Raw genomic sequence first — 20,600 nt, forward strand, 5'->3', positions numbered from 1 at the left:
CGGAATTCCGCATCACCGGAATTATTTGCTCTCACCGGCCTTCTTCGGCTCGGGATTTCTGACCGATTTCACGTTGTTGTTCGTCGAAACCGGCTCCTTCGCGTGCCAGAGCGACACGAGCTGCGGAGAGATGTAGATCGACGAATAGGTGCCGATGACGATGCCGAGCATCATGATCAGCACGAAATCGTTGATCGCAATGCCGCCGCCGAGAAACAGCACGAACACCACGATAAAGGTAGTGAAACTGGTCAGAATCGTCCGGTTCAACGTCTGGTTGACCGACAGATTCACATTTTCGTCGAACGTCCCGCAGACGCCGAGACGCGCATTTTCGCGGATGCGGTCGAAGATGACCACCGTGTCGTTGATCGAATAACCGATGACGGTCAGCAGCGCGGCAACCACCGTCAGCGACACGGTCCGGCCGGTCGCCAGGAAGATGCCGAGCGCGATGATCACATCGTGCGCCAGCGCGAGAATGCTCGACAGCGCGAACGTGAATTCGTAACGCAGCGAAATGTAGACGCCGATGCCGATGATCGAAAGCCCGATCGCAATCAGCGCCGCCTTCGTGAATTCATCTCCGATGAGTCCGCCCACGCTCGACTCGAGGCCGCCCGAAAGCTGCGCCTTCGGAAACTCCTTGTTGAGCAGGTTCATCAGCACGTCCTTCGGGCTCGCGGTCGTATCGACCGACTCTTTGGTCAGATCGCCGCGGACCAGGATTTCGAGCTTGCGGTCATCGGTCGTGGACATCGCGTTGTATTTGTAGGTGACCGTCGCCTCATACCCGGCCGCCTGCAGCGCCTTTTCGATCTCGCCCTGCGGAATCTGCTCCGCATAGTTGAACGAAACCACCGTGCCGCCGGTGAAGTCGATGCCGAGCATGCTCCTGTTGTGGATGCGCACGCCGACCAGCACCAGCGACGCGACGATCAGGAACCCGGAAATCGCAAACACCTTGCCGCGCATGGCCCGGAAGTTGAAATGCGCGTTCTTGAAGAACTGCATCATGGTCAGCTTCTGCAGGTGGAAGTAGCGGAACAGGTAGTCGAAGATCAGCCGCGTCACGAACAGCGCCGTGAAGAGGCTCGACAGAATGCCGATCGACAGCGTCACGGCGAACCCCTTGATCGCACCGGTGCCGACGTACATCAGGATGATCGCGGTAATCAGCGTCGTCACGTTCGCGTCGAACACGGCCGAAAACGCCCGGCTGTACCCGAGGTCGACCGAAGTGCGGAGATTCTTGCCGCCGGCCATCTCCTCCCGGATACGCTCGAACACCAGGACGTTCGCATCGACCGCCATGCCGATGGTCAGGATGATGCCGGCGATGCCCGGCAGCGTCAGCGTCGCGTTGAACGCCGCCATCGCGCCGAGCACGAGAACGATGTTGAGCCCCAGCGCGCAGACCGCGATCACACCCGCCAGGCGGTAATAGATGCACATGAACGCCGCGACGAAAAGCAGCGAGAAGACGCCGACCCAGATGCCGTTGGCCACGTTGGCCGCACCGAGTTTCGGATCCGTGTCGAACACCGCGTCGATCTTGATCTGGAACGGGAAGCTGCCCGAAACGAGCGCATCGGCGATGCTCTTGATCTCCTCGTCCGAGAAACGGCCCGAAATCGTCGCCTGGCCGCCGGTGATCGCGTCCTTGATCACCGGAGCGCAGTAGAGATGGTCGTCAAGCACGATCGCCATCTGGCGGCCGACGTTCGCGCGGGTCACCTCGGCGAACTGCGCCGCGCCGCGCGCATTGAAGGAGAGCGCGATCATGCGCTGCCCGAACTGATCCTTGTTCGGATAGGCGCTGACCACATCCTTGCCGGTCATGGCCGGGCGCTTCTCGACGACATAGTAGGTCACCAGCGGCTCCTGGCCGGCCCGGAATTCGCTGGTCTTCATGAGTTCGTAACCGAAGGGCGGCACGAAACTCTTCTCCTTGTCGGCCGTCATGCCGGCAACCAGTTCGAGGTTCTGCGGGTGAACCATGCGGAAATTCAGCTTCGCGCTCATTTTGATCAGGTTCATCAGCTTGACTTTTTCGTCCTTGGCCACCACCGGCGCCCGCAGCGCGACATACGAATCCCCCGACGGAGCGATTTCCGCCTCGAAGATCTTCTGCCCCTCGAGCCGCTTGCGGAGCGTCTCGATCGCGATATCGCGATAACGGTCGAAGTTGCGCCTGATATCGGCCTCGATATCCTTGCGGCTGCGGTTCTTCCCGTCATCGCCGCCCTTCTCGAGCTCCTTCAGGAACCCTTCGTCGGGAACCAGCTGCAGGATGAATTCGACACCGCCGTTGAGGTCGAGCCCGAGACGGATCGAACTCGAAGCGTGCTTCCGGATGACGCTCATCACGTCGCGGTTGTCCTGCAGATCATTGCCCCTGACCATTTTGGTCAGGTCGACGCCCTTGTCGTCGGCCGCCTTCAGCAGCGCCTGCGACTGATAGAGGTTCGGGTCCTCGGCACGCAGTTTTTCGGCGTCCGCCACGAGCGCATCGGCCTCCTCCTGCACCTTCCTCGCCTCTTCCGGCGAAGCCGGCTTCACGAGCAGCCCGAGGAAGGTCACGTAGTAATCGCGTTCAAACAACGGATGAATCGCGGAAGCGAACACGGCCACCACCACGAGGGTGATGAGTGTGCGCAAAATCAACGGTCTCTTGTCCATTCCAGTCCTGCCGTTCCGTAACGTTTATTTCTTTTCGGCCGGAGCAGCCGTCCCGATGACCTCGGCAACACCGCTCTTCAGCGCTTCGACCACCACTTTGTCGGCGATCTCGACCATGTAGGTCTTGTCTTTCACTTCGGTGACCGTGCCGTAGATGCCGTTGTTCAGCATGACCCGCGTCCCCTTGACGATGGTGTCGAGCATCTGCTGGCGCTTCTGCTGCTGCTTCTTCTGCGAACGGAACGTGAAGAAGAACATCACGCCGAGCACCACCAGCATGAGGATGATCGGATTTGCGAAGAACGGAACCTGCTGCGGCGGCTGTTCCTGCCCCGCGGCGGCCGCAGGATCGACCGCAACCGTTTCAGTCGCCTTCACCGCGTTCGAAACCGCCGCATTGCCTGCCTGGGCCGGAGCTCCCGGACCGATCGAAACTGTTTTCGGGGCAGCGTCCGCCAGAATGAAATTCAAACTCATGTCTTCTCCTTAAACGTATGGTTGTTGCGTGACTGCGTTATGGAACTAATATGACATCTTTTCAACGTTCTTTCAAGCCCGCCGCCTGAAAATGCGCCTGAATTTGTTCGATCGGCTCCCCATCCGGCGCCAGATGAAGCATTTCGCACCGGCCGGAACCGTTCGCCGGCAGTTCCCGGCTAAACGGAACCGCGAGCCGGTACCCCCCGAAGGTGCGGGCGATCGATACATGCTGCCGAAACGCGGAAGCGAACGCCTCCGGCTCCTCCGGCCAGCGCAAAAAAAGAATGGAAATCTCCAGATTTCTCCGCCGGAGCTCCCGGATCACGAACAGATGCTCCGCCGGGCACGTCGGCTCCGGACCGCCGTCCAGCGCGATGCCGAGCCCGAAAGCGCCGCGTTTTCCGAACGGCAGGGCGCGGACCTTCGCGGCAAAGTCGGCGAGCGTTCCGAACCGGGCGACGCACGCCCCGGCGGTCTCGGAATTGAAGAAAAACGCCTGCCGGTCCTCCGTGATGAAATGCTTTCCGGCATAATCGGCCGCGGCCGAAAGAGCGGCCGGGGCCGGGGAAGGAGACAGCGTAATGAACGTCGCCCCGCCGGCCAGCGCCGCCTCACAGGCGGAGACCGTCCCGGCGCGGCCGCCGTCCACGGCGTACCCGCTCCGGCAGTCGCAGGAAAAAATCTCGAACACGGCCCGGACGGCAGCCGTCCCATCTCCCGAAAGCACCGGAAACACGCCATTGCGGGCAAAAAGGCCGATCCGCTCCGCCGCTTCGCCGTCAAGCCGGACTCCGGCCGAAAGAGCGCACGCGGGGGGAGCCGAGGGAGCACACCAGGGGAAATGACGCCGGAGCGCGGCAGCATTGGCCGCGGAATGCCCGCAGCGCAACAGAACGCCGCCGTCCGCCAGCGCCGTCTGCTCCCCTTCGAAACCGTCAGGCAGACGCCTCCGGCTGTCGGCGACGACCAGCAGGAGCGGAACGCCGTCTTCGGAACCGGCCAGGACCGCGCTGCGCCCGAGCAGATGGAGCGAAGCGGGACGGGGCGAGAAGCCGCCGTGTTTCTCCGGCAGCAGCGGCCTGATCTCCGCCTCACTTTTTCCAAGCAAAGCGAGGATATTTTGCGCGAACTCCGTCATCGTCTCCCGTCATGGATTGAACAAAACAGTTTAATATATCACAAACAACCTGATATTCAAGGACAAGGCACTTGAATTTTCCAAAACGGCATGCCAGATTAATGAGAGTCAATCAGGAGGACACCATGTTACGCGACGCATTCAGAATGAAACTGAAACCCGGCTGCATCGAGGAGTACCGCAAACGCCACGACCGGATCTGGCCCGAGCTGGTCAAAGCCCACTCCGACTGCGGCATTTGCGACTATTCGATCTATCTCGACGAGGAGACGCTCACGCTCTTCGCCTTCCGCCGCCTCACCGAAAAGAACACCGCCGACCGCATGGGCGAACTCGACATCGTCAAAAAGTGGTGGGAATACAACCGCGACCTCATGGAGGTCAACCCGGACAACTCCCCCGTCTTTACCCCGCTTGTCGAAGTGTTCCACATGGATTGAATCCGAATACGGAAAACCGGGCGGAAATCCATATCCCGCCCGGCGCCTCCTCTCCCCTACAGCCCCCTGCTGATGCGGATCGAGCAGAAGTTCGGCCCGCACATCGTGCAGAACTGCTCGTCGCCGTGGCCGTGGTCCGGCGGCAGGTCGCGTTCCGCCAGCGCTTCGGCGCGCAGCTCCCGCGCTTTCTCCGGATCGAGCGCGCACTCGAACTGCTTCTCCCAGTCGAACTCGGCGCGGGCGCGGCTGATCGCGTCATCGCGGTCGCGGGCGCCGGGCTTGCCGAGCGCCACATCGGCGGCATGGGCAGCGATCTTGTAGGCGACCACCCCGTCGCGCACATCGCGGGCGTTCGGCAGCCCGAGATGCTCCTTCGGCGTCACATAGCAGAGCATAGCCGCGCCCGAATAAGCCGCCATCGTCGCGCCGATCGCGCTCGTGATATGGTCGTAACCCGGCGCGCAGTCGATCACCACCGGACCGAGCACGTAAAACGGCGCGTCGCCGCAGCGCTCGCGCTCGCGGGTCATATTCATCTCGACCTCGTTGAACGGGATATGGCCGGGCCCTTCCACCATGGCCTGCACATCGGCGGCGCGGCAGCGGCTCACGAGTTCGCCGAGCACGTCGAGCTCGGCGAACTGCGCTTCGTCGCTCGCATCCGCGAGGCAGCCGGGGCGCATGCCGTCGCCGAGCGACAGCGTCACGTCATAGCGGCGGCAGATCTCCAGAATTTTGTCGAACGCCGTGTAAAACGGATTTTCGCGGTCGAACTTGTTCATCCAGGCCGCGAGGATCGAGCCGCCGCGGCTGACGATGCGCAGCAGCCGCTTCTTCGCCGCCGGAACCTGCGCCCTGAGCAGCCCGGCGTGGATGGTCATGTAATCGACCCCCTGCTCCGCCTGCTCCTGCATGACCTGCAGAATCAGCTCTTCGGTCAGGTTGTCCACCGTGCCGCAGCGCGCGAGAACTTCGTAGAGCGGCACCGTGCCGACCGGAATCGGACTGTGCTCGATGATCGAGCGCCGGATCTCGTTGATGTTGCCGCCGGTGCTCAGGTCCATGACCGTGTCGGCGCCGTATCTGACCGAATAATTGAGCTTCTCGAGCTCCTGGCGCGGACAGCTCGCCACGGCGGAGTTGCCGATATTCGCATTGATCTTGGTTTTCAGAATCCGCCCGATGCCGATCGGCTCGAGGTTTCTGTGGTTGATGTTCGCCGGAATCACGATCGTACCGGCCGCAACCCCCGCGCGGATCGTCTCCGCCGGGAGCTTTTCAAGCTCGGCCACACGCTGCATGGCCGCGGTAATGATGCCGGCTTTCGCCTGTGCCGGCTGCGTCATGATCTTCATTCGTACTCCTTTGTTCCCCGAAAAGTTGCTTTTTCTTCGGCCACGGGCCTCAGGTCTTTCGGGCACTGCGCCCAAAAGCTCCGGGTTCTTTTCGGGGGCCCCGCTCTCTGAAGAGACCGTGCCCCGCACTGCGTGTCGGGCGGCTCCGCCGTACTCTCTCCTCCGAGAAAGGCATTGTTAATGTTTCGATGGATTCTCCAACAAATTTTCGAGCGCCGCGATGGTCCGGTCGGCCGCGCCGGCATGGCGGCGGATCACCTGCCCGGCCCGTTTACCGAGCTCCACGCGCATCTTCTCGTCGGTCAGCAGCTTCCGCAGCTGTTCGTAAAGTTCGCCGTCGCCGGTGACGGTCGCCACTGCGTTCTCCTGCAGCAGCACCTTCAGGATAAAACGGAAATTCCGCAGCACGTGACCGGTCACGATCGGCTTCGACAGCAGCGCCGGCTCGATGAGGTTATGCCCCTCGTCATGCCCGGCCAGGCTCTTGCCCATGATGACCAGGTCGGCGCCGTTCATGAGCTTCAGCATCTCGCCGGTCGTATCGGCCAGAAGCACATCCGCCGGTTCGGCAGCCTCCCCGCCGGAACTCCGCCGCGAAAAACGAACCCCGAGGCGCTTCAGCATCTCGACGATATCGGCGGCCCGCTCGACGTGACGCGGAACCAGCACCAGCTTCAGATTCGGAATCTCCTTCCGGAGCCGGAGATAGGTTTCCGTCACGAGCTCCTCCTCGCCCGGATGGGTCGAGGCGGCCAGCAGGACCAGATGCTTCCCGGGGCCGAAGCAGGCGGAATAGCCCGCGTCCGGCAGTTCGCCCGGCGCCTTCTGGTCGAACTTCAGATTGCCGGAGACAACGACGTTCGCTTCGGGCGAAACCGACAGATAACGCTCCGCATCCGCCTCGGTCTGCACCGAAATCAAATTGAACATCTTCAGCAGCGGGCCGAAAAAACAACGGATTTTCCGGTAGCCCTTGACCGAGTGGTCCGACATCCGGCCGTTCACCAGCGTGACCGGAATGCCGCGCTTCCGCGTTTCCGCCACCAGGTTCGGCCAGATTTCGGTTTCGAAAATCACCAGCATCGACGGCTTCAGCACCGAAAGAGCCCGCCGGACCATCCAGAGGAAATCGATCGGGCAGAAAATCACCGCCGTATTCGCCGGCGCCTGATTCCGCACGAGCTCCTGACCGGTCGTGGTCGTGGTCGATAAAATGAACTTCCGCTCCGGATGCTTCGCCTGCCAGGCGCGCAGCAGCGACAGCGCCACCACCGCCTCGCCGACGCTGACCGCGTGAACCCAGACCGCGCCGTGAAACGCCTCAAGCTCCTTCACCCGCTCCGGGGTGAAACAGCCGAAACGCTCCATGAACGTGTTTTTCCAGCCCGGCCGGTGCCGGTATTTCAGGTAAAGCCCCGGCACGTAAAAGAGAAAGCCGACCGGCATGAACAGATTGTAGATCAAGCGAAACATTTATTCCACCGTGACGCTCTTCGCGAGGTTGCGCGGCTGGTCGATTTCACAACCGCGCTCCACCGCGATGTAGTAGGCAAACAGCTGAAGCGCCACCGTCGTCGGGAGGGGAGCGATGAAACGCGAACAATGCGGAATGAAAATCACATCGTCGGTCAGGTTCTCGACCTCGCGGTCGCCGGCCGTCGCCACGGCGACCACCGGAGCGCGCCGCGCGCGGCACTCCTGAATGTTCCCGAGAATCTTGTCGCGCCCCGGAATGTCATTGGCCAGCGCCAGCACCGGGTGGCGTTCGTCCAGCAGCGAAATCGGGCCGTGCTTCAGCTCGGCGGCATGATACCCTTCGGCATGGACGTAGCTGATCTCCTTGAGCTTCAGGGCCCCTTCAAGCGCGGTCGGGTAGAGGCAGCCGCGGCCGATATAGAAGAAATCGTCGAACCCGGCGTAACGCTTCGCGATCGCACGGATCTCCTCCGCCTGGGCCAGCACGCTGCGGATCAGCTCCGGCGTCTGCTCGATCTCGCGCACCAGCTCGCACCCTTCGCTGCGGCTCAGCCGCCGGTTGCGCCCGAGCAGCAGCGCCATCAGCAGAAGCACGGCGACCTGACTCGAAAACGCCTTCGTCGACGCGACGCTGATCTCCGGCCCCGCATGCAGATAGACGCCGCGCCCGGCCTCGCGGGCGATGGTCGAACCGACCACGTTGCAGAGCGCCGAAATATAGGCCCCCTTGCCGACCGCCTCGCGGACCGCCGCGATCGTGTCGGCGGTTTCGCCGGACTGGCTGATCGGAATCACGAGCGTATTCGGCTCGATGATCGGGTTGCGGTAACGGAACTCCGCCGCCTGCTCGACCGAAGTCGAAATTCCGGCGATGTCCTCAAAGTAATACTCCGCCACCATGCCGGCGTGCATGCTGCTGCCGCAGGCCGCGATGACGATGCGCGAAATCTGCGCCAGTTCGCACGGCGAAAACCCCAGGCCGTTCAGGATGGCCGTGCCCATCTCGTAGTTGATCCGTCCGCGGATCGCATTTTCGATGGTCTCGGGCTGCTCGAAGATCTCCTTGAGCATGAAGTGCGGATAGTTGCCCTTTTCGGCCGCCGCCGCATCCCAGTCGATATTCGCGACCTCCCGCTCGACGGGGACATTCGAGATATCGCGCAGATCGACGCTTTCGGGCGAAATCGCCGCGATGTCGCCGTCATTCAGGTAAATGACCTGCCGCGTGTGGGTCAGGAGCGCCGCGATGTCGCTCGCAATCAGGTTTTCGCCGCTGCCGAGCCCGATGACCAGCGGGCTGCCCTTGCGGGCGGCGACGATGAGTCCCGGGTGGTGCACCGAAACGACCGCGAGACCGTAGGTGCCGGAGACCTGCCGCAGCGCGGCGGCCGTCGCGGCCAGCAGATCGCCGTTGTACGCGTCGGCGATCAGGTGGACGATCACTTCGGAGTCGGTCTGCGAACGGAAGCGGTACCCCTTCTTCTCCAGATGGCTCCGCAGCTCATGATGGTTTTCGACGATGCCGTTGTGGACGATCGCGAACTCCCGCTTCCCGTCGCAGTGAGGATGCGCGTTGACCGTCGACGGCACCCCGTGCGTGGCCCAGCGCGTATGCGCAATGCCGCAGCCGGTAAACTCCCGGAGCCCGGACTCGGCCTGAAGCGCCGCCTCGAGCCGCGCCACCTTGCCGACCTCCTTGAGCTCCGCCATCATCCCGGCCCCGGCCAGCGCCATGCCGGACGAATCATAACCGCGATATTCCAGACGTTTCAGACCATCCAGGAGGATCGGCGGAACGGCGCGGGCGCCGGTATATCCGATAATTCCACACATAAGACGTTTCTACTCCATTTCCTGCGAAAAGTGAGTTGCAATATATTCGGCCGCCTCTTCCAGCGAACCGAGAATCTTGGTGCAGTAGCGGACCATCCACGGACTGCACTCCCGGTATTCATAGGGAGAAAACGCCACCACGAACTTGCCGAGCACGTGCGAAGCGTAAAAAACCTCCATGCTCGTTCCGATGCTCGGACGGCTGTAATTGACCAGAATAATATCCGCGTTGCGGACGTCGAGCAAATCGAATTCGACGATCTCGTTCGCGCTGTCCACTTCACGGTCGACGAATTTGCGCCGCATCGGGTCGAGCAGCCGGTAGCGGCCCGCCAGGAGGCTCTTCGCGCACTCGCGCCACTCCCGCGCCGCCCCCGCATGCTCATCCATGATCGGGCCCGACAGATAGATCGTTTTCAGGTTGTTTTCCCTTTTATCCATCAAATAACAGCTTCTTCAGATATTGACGATTTCAGGCGCGCGCAGATGAATCAGCGCCTCGGAAATGGCCAGCGCGTCGGTCGCATTCGTGCAGGCCAGCGCGGCCTGCGCGGTCTCCTGCATCTCGAACATCGACATGCTGCGGATCACCCGGCGCACCACCGCGATCGACGACGGCGCCATGCTGAGCTCATGTACGCCGATCCCGGCCAGCAGCGGAACCATATATGCGTCGGCGGCGGCCTGCCCGCAGACGCTGACCCAGATATTGTGCCGGTTCGCCGCCTCGACGCAGTTGCGGATCAGCCCCAGGATCGCGGGGTGGGACGGCCGGTACAGATAGGCCACCCGCTCATTGCCGCGGTCGATCGCCATCGTGTACTGGACAAGGTCGTTGGTCCCGATGCTGAAAAAGTCGACCATCGGGGCGAACTTGTCCGCCATCAGCGCCGCGGCGGGCGTTTCGATCATGATGCCGAGCGGCAGGTGCGACATATATTCGAGCTTCTCGTTCTCAAGCTGCTGCTGGAGCTGCCCGATGATCGAACGGACCTCGATCACCTCGCGGATGCTGCTCACCATCGGCAGCATGACCCGCAGATTCCCGAAAACCCCGGCCCGCAGCAGCGCACGCAGCTGGGTCTCGAGAATATCGCGCCGTTCGTGCAGACAGAGCCGGATTCCGCGCAGCCCCAGGAACGGATTCTGCTCGTTCGCCCGGTAGATGTTCGTATTGAATTTGTCGCCGCCGACGTCGAGCGTGCGCACGATCAGGGGCGCGTTGTCGCACTCGACCAGCAGCTTCTTGTAAACCTCGAACTGCTCTTCCTCATCCGGCAGGGTCTGCCGGTTCATATACAGATATTCGGTGCGGAAAAGGCCGATTCCGCTGGCGCCGCACCGCTTGACCTCGCCGACCTTGTCGGGAGAATCGAGGTTCGCGGCCAGCTGAACGATGAAGCCGTCGGTCGTCTCCGGCCGCAGCTCGCTTTCGCTCTCGAGCCGGCTCCAGAGCTGGCCGGCCTCGGCTTTTTTCAGGCGGTACGCCTCTTCGGTGCGGGCATCCGGATTGATCAGGAGCTTGCCGCTGTAACCGTCGATGATGAGCTTGTCGTCCGCCGTAAGCTGTTCGGGCAGTTCGGGCGGAATCCCGACCACGGCCGGGAGCCGCATCGACCGGGCCAGAATCGCGGTATGGCTGGTCGCACTGCCGGTTTCGACCGCGAAGCCGAGCACCTTTTCGACGTCGAGCTGGGCGGTTTCGGAGGGCGACAGATTGTGTGCGACGATGATACGGCGGTCGTCGAGGTCGATCTCGTGACCGTGCACATGGATATTCGTCAGGTTCGACAGAATGCGGGCCGAAACGTCGCGGATGTCCGCGGCGCGCTCGCGCAGGTATTCGTCCGCCATCCCGGCAAAAACGTTTGCAAAATGTTCGCTGGCAAGATAGAGCGCGTATTCGGCAACATAGTGTTTCTCCCGGATTCCCTTCTCCGCCTCGGCGATCATGGTACGGTCGTCGACGATCATGATATGCGCGTCGAAAATCTCCGCTTCCTGGGCCTTCAGCTTGTTGCGGACCTCCTGCCGGAGCTCGACCAGCTGGGTCCGGGTCAGCGCGAGGGCGGCCGAAAGGCGCGAGAGCTCCGCCGGGATTTCATCTTCGGTGATCCGGTGCGGCTCGGGCTCGCGGTATCGGGTCTGGCCGGTCACGCGCATCGTTCGCCCGATGGCGATGCCGGGAGAAACGGCGAGCGCCTGAATCGTCTGTGTCGGAAGCGCCATGGGAACCTCCTACTCTTCCCCGAACTTCGAAGTGAAGAAATCGACCGCGGCGCGGAACGCCTCCTCCGCCTGCGGGCCGGAGACGCGCAGCAGCAGCCTCGTGCCCCGCCCGGCCGCCAGCATCAGCAGTGAAAGCACGCTGCGGCAGTCGGCGACCTCGCCGCCGTCATCGAGTTTCTCCACACTCATGGACGCATCGTAGCCGGAGGCGATCCTGACCAGCTGCGCCGCGGGGCGCGCATGCAGCCCCATGGCGTTATCCACCGTGATCTCCTGCTCGAAAACGTTCTTTTCGCCCATGAATGTCATCCAGCTCCATCGTGGTTGTTGTTTCCGCTCCATGCCTCACGGGTGATTAATATATACCGTTTTCACGGATAAAGCAACCGCGTCCGGCTTGTAAAATACGGATTTCAACGCTATATTCAACACACAATCCTCAAAAACCATCTGCATCGGCAATAGAAGGAAACACCGCATCATGAATCAGAACTGGCATATTGAAACACAGGCGGTCCAGGCCGGCTACCGGCCCGGCAACGGAGAACCGCGCACGCTGCCGCTCTACCAGAGCACGACCTACAAATACGACGACGCCCAGAGCGTCGCCGACCTCTTCGACCTCAAGAGCGAAGGGTTCTTCTACACCCGGCTCGCAAATCCGACCGTCGACGCATTCGAGAAGAAGATGGCCGCGCTCGAGGGCGGCGTCGCCGCCGTTGCGGTCAGCGCGGGGCAGACCGCCTCGATGCTCGCCATACTGAACATCGCCCGGGCCGGAGACCACATCGTCGCCGTCGCGAGCCTCTACGGCGGAACGGTCTCGCTGTTCACCAACACCTTCAGCAAGCTCGGAATCGAATTCACCTTCGTCCAGCCCGACGCCGACTCGGAGACGGTCCGCAAGGCAATCCGCCCGAACACGAAAGCGATCTTCGCGGAGACGCTCGCGAATCCGGCCCTCATCGTGCTCGATATCGAGCGGTTCGCCGGCATCGCCCACGAAGCCGGGATTCCGCTCATCGTCGACAACACCTTTCCGACCGCCTATCTCTGCCGCCCGTTCGACTTCGGCGCGGACATCGTGACCCACTCGACCAGCAAATACACCGACGGCCACGCCATGGCCATCGGCGGAATCGTCATCGAAAAGGGGAATTTCAACTGGAGCAACGGCAAGTTCCCGGACTTCACGGAGCCGGATCCGGCCTATCACGGGCTGGTCTATATGGAGAACTTCAAGGCCGCCCCGTTCTCGGTCAAGCTGCGGGTGCAGTTCATCCGCGACATGGGGGTCCCGATGGCGCCTTTCAACGCGCTGCTCGCCAACCTCGGGCTTGAAACGCTGCACATCCGCATGCAGCGCCACTGCGAAAATGCGATGGCGATGGCGGAGTTCCTCGAGAATCACCCGAAGGTCAGCTGGGTCAACTATCCGGGCCTCAAATCGAGCAGCCAGTACGAACTGGCGAAAAAATACATGCCGAAGGGCTGCTCCGGCGTGATCTGCTTCGGAGTGAAGGGCGGAAAGGCGGCCGGCGAACGGGTCATGAACTCCCTGAAGCTCGCGGCGATCGTCGTCCATGTGGCCGACGTCCGCACCTGCGTGCTGCATCCGGCCAGCATGACCCACCGCCAGCTCTCCGACGCCGAGCTCAAAGCCGCCGGCGTCTCCCCGGATATGATCCGGCTTTCCGTCGGAATCGAAAACATCGACGATATCAAAGCCGACTTCGATCAGGCCCTCGCCAACGCCTGACCGGTCCGCGTCCCCTTCCGGGCCCCGGAGGGGGACGTTTCGTCCCGCTCCGACTCCCGGGGCGCAAAAGCGCGGTCAGAGTGCGTGTGCCGCCCAGAGCAGTCCGCGCAGCGTCAGTTCGCGCGCTTCGGGGACATCGAAATCCGCCGCAACGTGTCCGAGCGAGCAGTAGAACACCCGGCCTTTTCCGTAGTGCCGCTTCCATGCCGCCGGCATGATCGTCCCGGCAATCCAGTCGGCGTGCCGGCCGTCGAAGCGCGTGACGGCGAGCACCTCATTGCCCGGGTCGGTGTGCATGTAATACTGCTCGGAATGCATCGCAAACGTGCCGATTCCGGCTGTAATCGGATCATTCTTCACGACTTCGATCGTATAGTCGATCGCGTTGCCGGGGTGGGCGACCCACTGGCCGCCGACCATCCACTGATACTCGGTCTCCTGCCGGAACGCGTCGCCCATGCCGCCGTGCCAGCCGCCGATGCCGACCCCGGAGCGGACCGCCTCAAGCAGCCCCCTGAGTTCCTCCTTCGCGATGGACGACATGGTCCACACCGGCACGATCAGGTCGAACGTCTTCATTTTCTCCGTATCCGCCAGGGGAGAGAGCGAATCGACGCGTTCGACCGCGAATCCCTTCTCCGCCAGCAGCTTCGCAAACAAGGCGGAAGTCTGCTCCGGCTCATGGCCGCTCCAGCCGCCCCAGGTGATGAATGCTTTCCGGTTCATTTTCATGCCTCCAATTCAAGTTGACCGTGCCGGAGTCCGACCGGCAACGGCGCCGGGCGTTCGCAGGTCGATTGCACTTTGACGAATGCGCCAGTCCGCGCGGAATCACTGATGCCGCACATGACATCGAGAACGTGGAACGCAAGTTCTCCGCAGGCGCGGGCCGGAACGCCGCCTGAAAGCGAGCGGGCCAGATCCGCCGCCCCGATGCCGCGCATATTGTCGGTGTAGCCGTGCGTGAGCTTCAGTTTCGCCCACTCGGCCAGATGCGGCAGGAAAAGCCGGACCTCGCCGCCGAAGCAGTTCGGGTCCGGCACCGACAACGATCCCGCCGTGCCGTGCAGCTCGATGCAGGGCAGAGAGTGCTTCCAGACGTCGAAGCTCATCGCGAGATTCACCAGTGCGCCCGACGCGAAGCGCAGCACGGCCGCGATATGCGTGTCGACCTCGACTTTGCAGCTTTTTTCGGTCGCGGCAGGGGCCGTGATTTCGCGTTCGTCGAAGGCGCGTCCGCCGAACGCCGCAACTTCGGCCACCGGGCCGAGCAGATTGACCAGCGCAGTCAGGTAATAGGGCCCCATGTCGAACAGCGGGCCGCCGCCGCGCCGGTAGTAGAAAGCCGGGTTCGGGTGCCAGCTCTCGTGGCCGTGACACTGCATGAATGCGGTTCCGGCGACCACCTTCCCGATCGCGCCCGCATCGACCAGCCGGCGGCAGGTCTGGTGCGCGCCGCCGAGAAACGTATCCGGAGCGCCGCCGGTCCGGAGTCCTTTCGAAGCGGCGAGCGCGAGCACTTCACGTCCGGCCTCGCGGTCCAGGCCGAACGGCTTTTCGGTGTAAGCATGTTTGCCGGCCATCAGAATCCGCTTGTTGACGGCGGTGTGGAACTCCGGCGTGGTGAGGTTGATGACCAGCCTGATCTCAGGATCGTTCAGCAGCTCTTCGGTCGTCATCGCGCGGAAGCCGTACTGTTCCGCCTTCGCTTTGGCCCGCTCCATCACCAGATCGCTCGCGGCCGCGAGCCGCACGTCCGGGAAAGACGGCAGCGACCGGAAATAGGCGTCGCTGATGTTCCCGCACCCGATCACCCCGATTGCAACGGCATTTTTCATGAATCACCTCGATTTTGACTTGAATGGACGACGGATATAGTATACCTTACATCGTCCCGCAAACCAATAGACAAAAAATTTATTAAAATGGATTATTTATCCAGACACCTGGCCGGACTGCCGCGCCGGCTGAATGTGGCGCCGCAGCTCGATTCGATCGGCTTCATCCCGGAGAAGCGGGATATCGTCGACCGGATTTTCCCGAGCTGGAACTTTTCGTTCGTCCTGGCGGGAGAAGGCTTCTACGAGCTCGGCGGAGTCCGGCACAAAGTCCGCGCGCCGGCGGTGCTGACCCAGTGGCCCGGTGAACCGATGCACTACGGGCCCGACTCCGCCTGGCGTGAAATCTTCCTGATCTACCCGGAAAATTGCGGGGAAAAGCTGCGGGAACTCGGGCTCATGCGGGAGAACCGGCCGTTCTGGCAGGTCGGCAATCCGCACCGACTCTTCGAACTGGCCGAGGAGTTCGAAACGCTCGCGGCCGACGCGGAGCTCGAATCGAACACCGACCGGCTCGACTGCTGCGCGGTACGGCTCGTCCTCGAGAGTTTGCTGGAGAAGCAGCTGGGCGTACCGGGGCGGCTGGAGCCGGAGCTCCGGGCGCTGGCCGGGCAGATCCGGCGGAATCCGTCCCGGCCGTACGACTGGGACGAGGAGGCGGCGAAGCTCGGAATTTCCCGCACGACGTTCCGGCGCTTTTTTCTGGCCTACCTCAATCTGCCGGCGGGGGAGTTCCTGCTGAACGCCCGGATCGACCGGGCGCGGCGGCTGCTGATCGAAACGACGCTGCCGGTCGCGGAGATCGCCCGGCGGTGCGGATTCGCGGACCCGTTCTATTTTTCACGCCGGTTCCGGCTGGAAAACGGCGAGACGGCGAGCGCTTATCGCGACCGCAACCGGGTCGGGGGATGAAAAACAGGCGCGCCGCCCTATCCGTCCCATAGATTACCCGCATTCAAACGTTGCCTGCGGCTCCGATTATTCATCGTATTTTCCTGATACAACGCAATAAACCCTTTAGTCGCTCCGCAGCCTCCGGCCGCTTTCGCTCACACAGGGCAAAGCACCGCAACTTCGCTGCGGATTTTTGCGCAGGGGCTTTGCCCGGGTCCGGCTTGAGGCGTCGCCTCAAACTCCACTCGGAGCTTATCCCTGAATAAGCTCTCAAGGAGTGCGCGTCCTTAAGAATCCCGCCGGGGCCGGACAGCCCTGAACCCGGTCGCTTGCGCTCCCCTTGCGTTTTCAGTCGCCTGTTCCAACCCGGCAGACTTCCAGCAGCATCTCGCCCTCGGTCGGCGGCGTCACCGGGCGCATCCAGAGTTCATTCGAAACGTGTTTCTCCTCCTTCAGCAGCTCCGTTGTCACCGGGTCGAACCAGCGCAGGCAGTACTCCCCGGCCGGAAGCGACACGGCGAGCACCTTCCCCGCCGTCTCCGCCGCATAGGCAAGATAGCGCCCTCCCCCCAGAGACAGCGCCGCCGAACGGCACTCCGGCCGGAACATCTCGAACGCCGGGCGCGCCTTCGAAAAATCAAACCGCCCGAGAAAGGCCGCCAGCGCCGCAAGCTCGCGGTGAAAGCTCTTCCCGCCGCCGTGCGTGCATTGTTCGGAACACCGTTCGGTTCCGTCCGGAGCCTCGACCGTATAAGCCATGTCGAGATTGCTGTATCCCGCCGCACCGGCCAGGAGCGCCAGATACGCCTCCTCCCGGTACGGACGGTTCGCGGAACCGCAGAAACCGGTCTCGTCATCGACGATCGGACGCTGCCGGTGCCAGTTCGCCAGCACGCATTCGGGGCGCATGTAGTGGAAGTTCAGAACGTCCGCTCCCGGAACACCGTCGAACGCGCACGACAACGTATTGTCGACATTCCAGGCGACCGGTTTGCCCGGCGCACACTCCCGGATCAGCTCGGCCAGCTCCTGCTGGAACCGGAGCACCGGCTCCATGCGGCGGACCATCCAGTACGGCTCGTTGATGAGTTCGACGATCACATTGTCGAACGGCTCAAGCTCGGCCAGCACCAGACGCACATACCGCTTCTGCTCTTCGGTCAGCGCCTCGAAAAACTCCCGGCGGTCAACCGCCGGGTCATGAAGCGGGGAATCCAGATAATTGCCCTCGTTGTAAAAGACGCAAAAGAGCGTGAGCTCGACCACGACCCCGGCCTCGTCGGCGGCGGTGAGGATCGCGCGCAGCCGTTCGACGTATTCCGGATGCAGCCGGGTCTTCTCCGGCCCGGCAAAGAGCGGGACCAGATTCTCCGCCCCCGGCGCCAGCGGATTCGAATCGAAACTGAAGTCGCTCGCGCGCTCGAAATAGCTGCCGGCGAACAGCCGGGTCTGATTGAAGCCGTTCTTCCGAAGCTCCCGGAAATAACGGACATAATCGAACGCGCGGTTGACCAGCGCGCCGTAATGCTCGGCCGAACTGATCAGAAGCCGCAGCTCCCCGTTGATCGTGAAATAGTGCGGATTCTCATGCGAAATACCAACGACCGTCTTCGACATCTCATCTCCCCGGAATTGAAAGCTCATCGACAAATAAACAAAATTACATTGTTGGGAAACATAGCATTCGTTCGGGAAAATTCAACTGTCCAAATTACGGTTCCGCACGTTCCCGCCGCGCCGCCGCCGCGGAGACGAAAAGCGCAATGTCACCGGTCACGCGGGAATCCACCGGCGCGGGAACGAAATACTCCTGCGGCTTCGCCTTTCCGATCCCCTTCTGCATCAGGTGGTTCAAATTCCCGTAGAAACGAAATGAGGCCGACGGACTGCCGCCGAGCGCCTGTTTCCAGCCGCTGAAGTCCTCTTCCGTCACCTGGTAATCCCGGCCGCCCTGCAGAAACAGCATCGGCCTGCCGACGAGCTTTGCATCGTCGAGCGGCACGTATTCGCTGAACTCCCGCCAGTAGCCGGCCGGAACGGAACGCTTCATTTCGCCGAGTCCGGCCGCAATCTCGAAGTCGGCGGCCGGCGTGCCCCGCAGCCCGATCAGATAACGGAACTGCTCCTCCAGCACCGTCTTCATCGGCCGGGACGGAGCCGCCATAAAGATGTATCCGGCCGGAATTGCGGTCGCCGCGGCGATGCGCGGCAGCAGCATCCCGCCGAGGCTGTGGCCGAGAACGAAAATCCGGCCCGGATCGATCCGCTCCTGCTTCGCGGCGAACTCGACCGCCAGCACCGCATCGTCGATGACCTCTTCGTCCAGGGAATAGTCGTTCAGCTTTGCGACCCGGGCTCCGTGCGCCCGTGTGCGCTTGTCGTACCGGAGCGTTGCGACGCCGGCGCGCTCGAGATCGCGGGCGATATCGCGGAACGGCCGGTTCGGCCCGAGCGTCTCGTCGCGGTCCTGCGGCCCGGAGCCGTGGACCAGAACCACCAGCGGAAACGGTCCGTTCCCGCCGTCCGGAACGGTCAGCGTCCCCTTGAGCGGCCATTCGGCGCCGAACCCGATCTCCCGCTCCTCCCCCGCGCAGAGAAACGCGCAAAACAGAAACGCGGCGAACAGCAGAATGCCGGATAACTTCATCAGATCAATCCCCTTTCCCGTAAGATAGCACCGGAAAGCGGAAAGTACAAACCGCCGTCCGCAGCTTCGGCGCGCTGTCTTTCTCCCCCGCTTCGATGAAATTCAGCTGTGCGTTCAGGTTTTGCAGTATACATACAATCCGAAGTACCTGCCGAGGCCGTTCCGGAGTACAAATCCGCTGCGGCAGGCAGGAAGAACGCGGTTCCGTGCGGCCGGTCCGGTACGCGACGGTTCCCACGGCGCCGGAACAGCCTCTCGCAGCGTACCGCCCGACAGACGGGCCCCAGGTACAGATCTGCTCTCATGCGCCGTTTCCCTCGCATAAAATGAGACGGGCGCCCGCCACTGGAAACGGCTGATCTCCCCCCCATCATTCCGCCTTCCATTTGCGGCCGGCATACACCGGAATCCGCTTTTTTCCGGCATTCTGCTTGCACCGGAAGCAAATGCGGATTATATTTCAAGCAGCGGGAAACACACTTTGGGGAAGGAGACACTTATGAAACCGCAACCTTATTTCTACTTTTCGACCAATCTGCTGGCCGGGCACTCGTGGAAATTCATGCTTGCGCAGGGAATCATTTCGATCCTGCTCGGCATTATTTTCGCGCTGAATTTCGGTTCCGCCCTGATCATCTTCGCCATCCTGCTCGGCATCATGCTGCTGGGCTGCGGCGTGCAGGGATTCGCGCTGATGGCGCTGAACCGGAAATTCAAGATCGGCTATGCGCTCTACTCGCTCTTCTGGTTCATCGCCGGCCTGTTCCTGGTGATCGATCCGCTCATGGGAGCAAGTTTTCTCATGATCGTGCTCGGCATCTGGTTCGTCCTGCATGCGATCGAGCTGTTCACGGCGGCGCTGGCAGACAAACTCCACCCGGTCGGCTTCCGCTGGCTGGTCGCGCTCAACGGACTTGTGACGCTGGCGTTCGGAATCCTGATTGCGACGAGTTCGATCGCGGCGATCGGATTTTTCAACCTGCTGTTCGCGTTTTTCCTGATCTTCTACGGAGCGATCACGATCGGTGTGGCGATGAGATTCCGCAGAATCGGCAAGGCGGCGAAGGCGGAAACAGCGGAGGAAACGGAATAACCATCCGGTAAAGCGGATGGGAATGAAAAGCGGGCCGGGGGGAAAACTCCGGCCTGCTTTTTTCTGCGGAATATGAGTTTTCACGCAAAAAAGAAGGAGAGAGGGGAGGAAAAGGGGTTGACAAAGGGGGATTGATGCGTCATAATATTAATATGTACCACAAGAGTGTCGCTGCAGGCTTTCCGAGTAAGGATCTACCCGATGACAAACCACGATTACACCCTTGAGCTGCTCGGAGAAAACCCGAAGTTCGAGCTCATTCTTCCCGTCGGCGAACAGATCGACCTCGAACTGATTCCCTGCGGCACGGCAGGCGGCCGTAAATCCGCCGATTGGCACCGGCTTATCGTCTCTGCGGCGGGGCAGTATTGTTTCCGTTTATCCTCCCGGCAGGGGGAAGTCACTTTTGAAATCCATTCCCCCGACGGCGGCAGTCTCGCCCGGACGACGGCAAGTCCGAAAAACGACGGCAGCATCGACGGCATCGAACTGGCGCCGGGCGAATACGCCCTGTCGATCACGTCCCCGGCCCCGGAACCGGTCGGTTATACACTGAAACTCTCCGGGCGGATCGCCTGAGGCCTCCCGCACTCCGTCACACCGGGCCGCCCCGGATCCTGTACCGGAACGCGAGAAGCGGAAAGAAACGCCTCCGCAGACGGCGGGAACCGTTGCCGGGCAGGGATGCTGTGATTTCCTGTGCCCAATGGATTCTTCGGGTTCGGATGAGTTTCAT

The 20,600-nt window shown here is 62.1% G+C and carries 18 protein-coding genes; 5 read left to right on the plus strand and 13 right to left on the minus strand.

The genetic code is table 11. The features are described 5' to 3' along the window. Positions 1-21: 21 nt before the first annotated feature. The 3 genes from secD to FYJ85_RS03250 all read right to left on the minus strand — a co-directional run bounded on the left by secD (position 22) and on the right by FYJ85_RS03250 (position 4,300). A complete protein-coding gene (gene secD, locus FYJ85_RS03240; RefSeq protein ID WP_106054831.1) occupies positions 22-2,682 on the minus strand; it encodes a protein translocase subunit SecD in 2,661 nt (886 codons plus the stop codon). A gap of 24 nt (positions 2,683-2,706) precedes the next feature. Next, on the minus strand, positions 2,707-3,159 hold the full coding sequence (gene yajC / locus FYJ85_RS03245; RefSeq protein ID WP_154416974.1) for a preprotein translocase subunit YajC: 453 nt from the start codon (positions 3,157-3,159) through the stop codon (positions 2,707-2,709). A gap of 61 nt (positions 3,160-3,220) precedes the next feature. Continuing rightward, the gene (locus FYJ85_RS03250; protein ID WP_154416975.1) at positions 3,221-4,300 is read right to left on the minus strand and encodes a tagaturonate epimerase family protein; all 1,080 of its coding nucleotides are present in this window, start codon (positions 4,298-4,300) and stop codon (positions 3,221-3,223) included. A 125-nt stretch (positions 4,301-4,425) separates the two neighbouring features. On the opposite strand from FYJ85_RS03250, the gene rhaM reads away from it, so the two are divergent. Further along, positions 4,426-4,740: an L-rhamnose mutarotase gene (gene rhaM / locus FYJ85_RS03255; protein ID WP_106054828.1), complete on the plus strand. Its 315-nt coding sequence runs from the start codon at positions 4,426-4,428 to the stop codon at positions 4,738-4,740. Between the two features lie 56 nt (positions 4,741-4,796). Here the strand turns inward: rhaM and thiC are convergent, their stop codons facing one another. The 6 genes from thiC to FYJ85_RS03285 all read right to left on the minus strand — a co-directional run bounded on the left by thiC (position 4,797) and on the right by FYJ85_RS03285 (position 11,933). Continuing rightward, the gene (gene thiC, locus FYJ85_RS03260; protein WP_106054827.1) at positions 4,797-6,095 is read right to left on the minus strand and encodes a phosphomethylpyrimidine synthase ThiC; all 1,299 of its coding nucleotides are present in this window, start codon (positions 6,093-6,095) and stop codon (positions 4,797-4,799) included. Positions 6,096-6,272: 177 nt separating this feature from the next. Beyond that, positions 6,273-7,568 carry a 3-deoxy-D-manno-octulosonic acid transferase gene (locus FYJ85_RS03265; protein ID WP_106054826.1) on the minus strand — a complete coding sequence of 432 codons (1,296 nt, stop codon included), beginning with the start codon at positions 7,566-7,568 and terminating at the stop codon, positions 6,273-6,275. Beyond that, a complete protein-coding gene (gene glmS, locus FYJ85_RS03270) occupies positions 7,569-9,404 on the minus strand; it encodes a glutamine--fructose-6-phosphate transaminase (isomerizing) (protein ID WP_106054825.1) in 1,836 nt (611 codons plus the stop codon). Between the two features lie 9 nt (positions 9,405-9,413). Continuing rightward, entirely contained in the window at positions 9,414-9,845 is a 432-nt protein-coding gene (locus FYJ85_RS03275; protein WP_106054824.1) for a TIR domain-containing protein, read from the minus strand. Positions 9,846-9,860: 15 nt separating this feature from the next. Next, positions 9,861-11,633 carry a phosphoenolpyruvate--protein phosphotransferase gene (gene ptsP / locus FYJ85_RS03280; RefSeq protein WP_154416976.1) on the minus strand — a complete coding sequence of 591 codons (1,773 nt, stop codon included), beginning with the start codon at positions 11,631-11,633 and terminating at the stop codon, positions 9,861-9,863. 9 nt (positions 11,634-11,642) lie between these two features. Further along, positions 11,643-11,933 carry an HPr family phosphocarrier protein gene (locus FYJ85_RS03285; RefSeq protein WP_206212947.1) on the minus strand — a complete coding sequence of 97 codons (291 nt, stop codon included), beginning with the start codon at positions 11,931-11,933 and terminating at the stop codon, positions 11,643-11,645. A gap of 181 nt (positions 11,934-12,114) precedes the next feature. On the opposite strand from FYJ85_RS03285, the gene FYJ85_RS03290 reads away from it, so the two are divergent. Continuing rightward, positions 12,115-13,392, plus strand: a complete 1,278-nt coding sequence (locus FYJ85_RS03290; RefSeq protein ID WP_106054821.1) for an O-acetylhomoserine aminocarboxypropyltransferase/cysteine synthase family protein — start codon at positions 12,115-12,117, stop codon at positions 13,390-13,392. A 75-nt stretch (positions 13,393-13,467) separates the two neighbouring features. Here FYJ85_RS03290 and FYJ85_RS03295 read toward each other — a convergent pair whose 3' ends face one another. Together FYJ85_RS03295 and FYJ85_RS03300 are read right to left on the minus strand one after the other, a co-directional pair. Then, on the minus strand, positions 13,468-14,118 hold the full coding sequence (locus tag FYJ85_RS03295; protein WP_154416978.1) for a ThuA domain-containing protein: 651 nt from the start codon (positions 14,116-14,118) through the stop codon (positions 13,468-13,470). A 2-nt stretch (positions 14,119-14,120) separates the two neighbouring features. Next, positions 14,121-15,230: a Gfo/Idh/MocA family protein gene (locus tag FYJ85_RS03300; RefSeq protein WP_106054820.1), complete on the minus strand. Its 1,110-nt coding sequence runs from the start codon at positions 15,228-15,230 to the stop codon at positions 14,121-14,123. A gap of 87 nt (positions 15,231-15,317) precedes the next feature. Between FYJ85_RS03300 and FYJ85_RS03305 the strand changes: the two genes are divergently transcribed. Next, entirely contained in the window at positions 15,318-16,142 is an 825-nt protein-coding gene (locus tag FYJ85_RS03305) for an AraC family transcriptional regulator (RefSeq protein ID WP_106054819.1), read from the plus strand. 330 nt (positions 16,143-16,472) lie between these two features. Here FYJ85_RS03305 and FYJ85_RS03310 read toward each other — a convergent pair whose 3' ends face one another. After that, the gene (locus FYJ85_RS03310) at positions 16,473-17,741 is read right to left on the minus strand and encodes a hypothetical protein (protein ID WP_106054818.1); all 1,269 of its coding nucleotides are present in this window, start codon (positions 17,739-17,741) and stop codon (positions 16,473-16,475) included. Positions 17,742-17,835: 94 nt separating this feature from the next. Beyond that, positions 17,836-18,771 (minus strand): alpha/beta hydrolase family protein, encoded by a 936-nt coding sequence (locus tag FYJ85_RS03315; RefSeq protein ID WP_154416979.1) that lies wholly within the window; start codon positions 18,769-18,771, stop codon positions 17,836-17,838. A gap of 499 nt (positions 18,772-19,270) precedes the next feature. Between FYJ85_RS03315 and FYJ85_RS03320 the strand changes: the two genes are divergently transcribed. Further along, positions 19,271-19,864: a DUF308 domain-containing protein gene (locus FYJ85_RS03320; RefSeq protein WP_106054814.1), complete on the plus strand. Its 594-nt coding sequence runs from the start codon at positions 19,271-19,273 to the stop codon at positions 19,862-19,864. Positions 19,865-20,065: 201 nt separating this feature from the next. Further along, a complete protein-coding gene (locus FYJ85_RS03325; protein ID WP_154416980.1) occupies positions 20,066-20,443 on the plus strand; it encodes a hypothetical protein in 378 nt (125 codons plus the stop codon). Positions 20,444-20,600 lie beyond the last annotated feature (157 nt).

Source organism: Victivallis lenta, assembly GCF_009695545.1.
GTDB classification, from domain to species: domain Bacteria; phylum Verrucomicrobiota; class Lentisphaeria; order Victivallales; family Victivallaceae; genus Victivallis; species Victivallis lenta.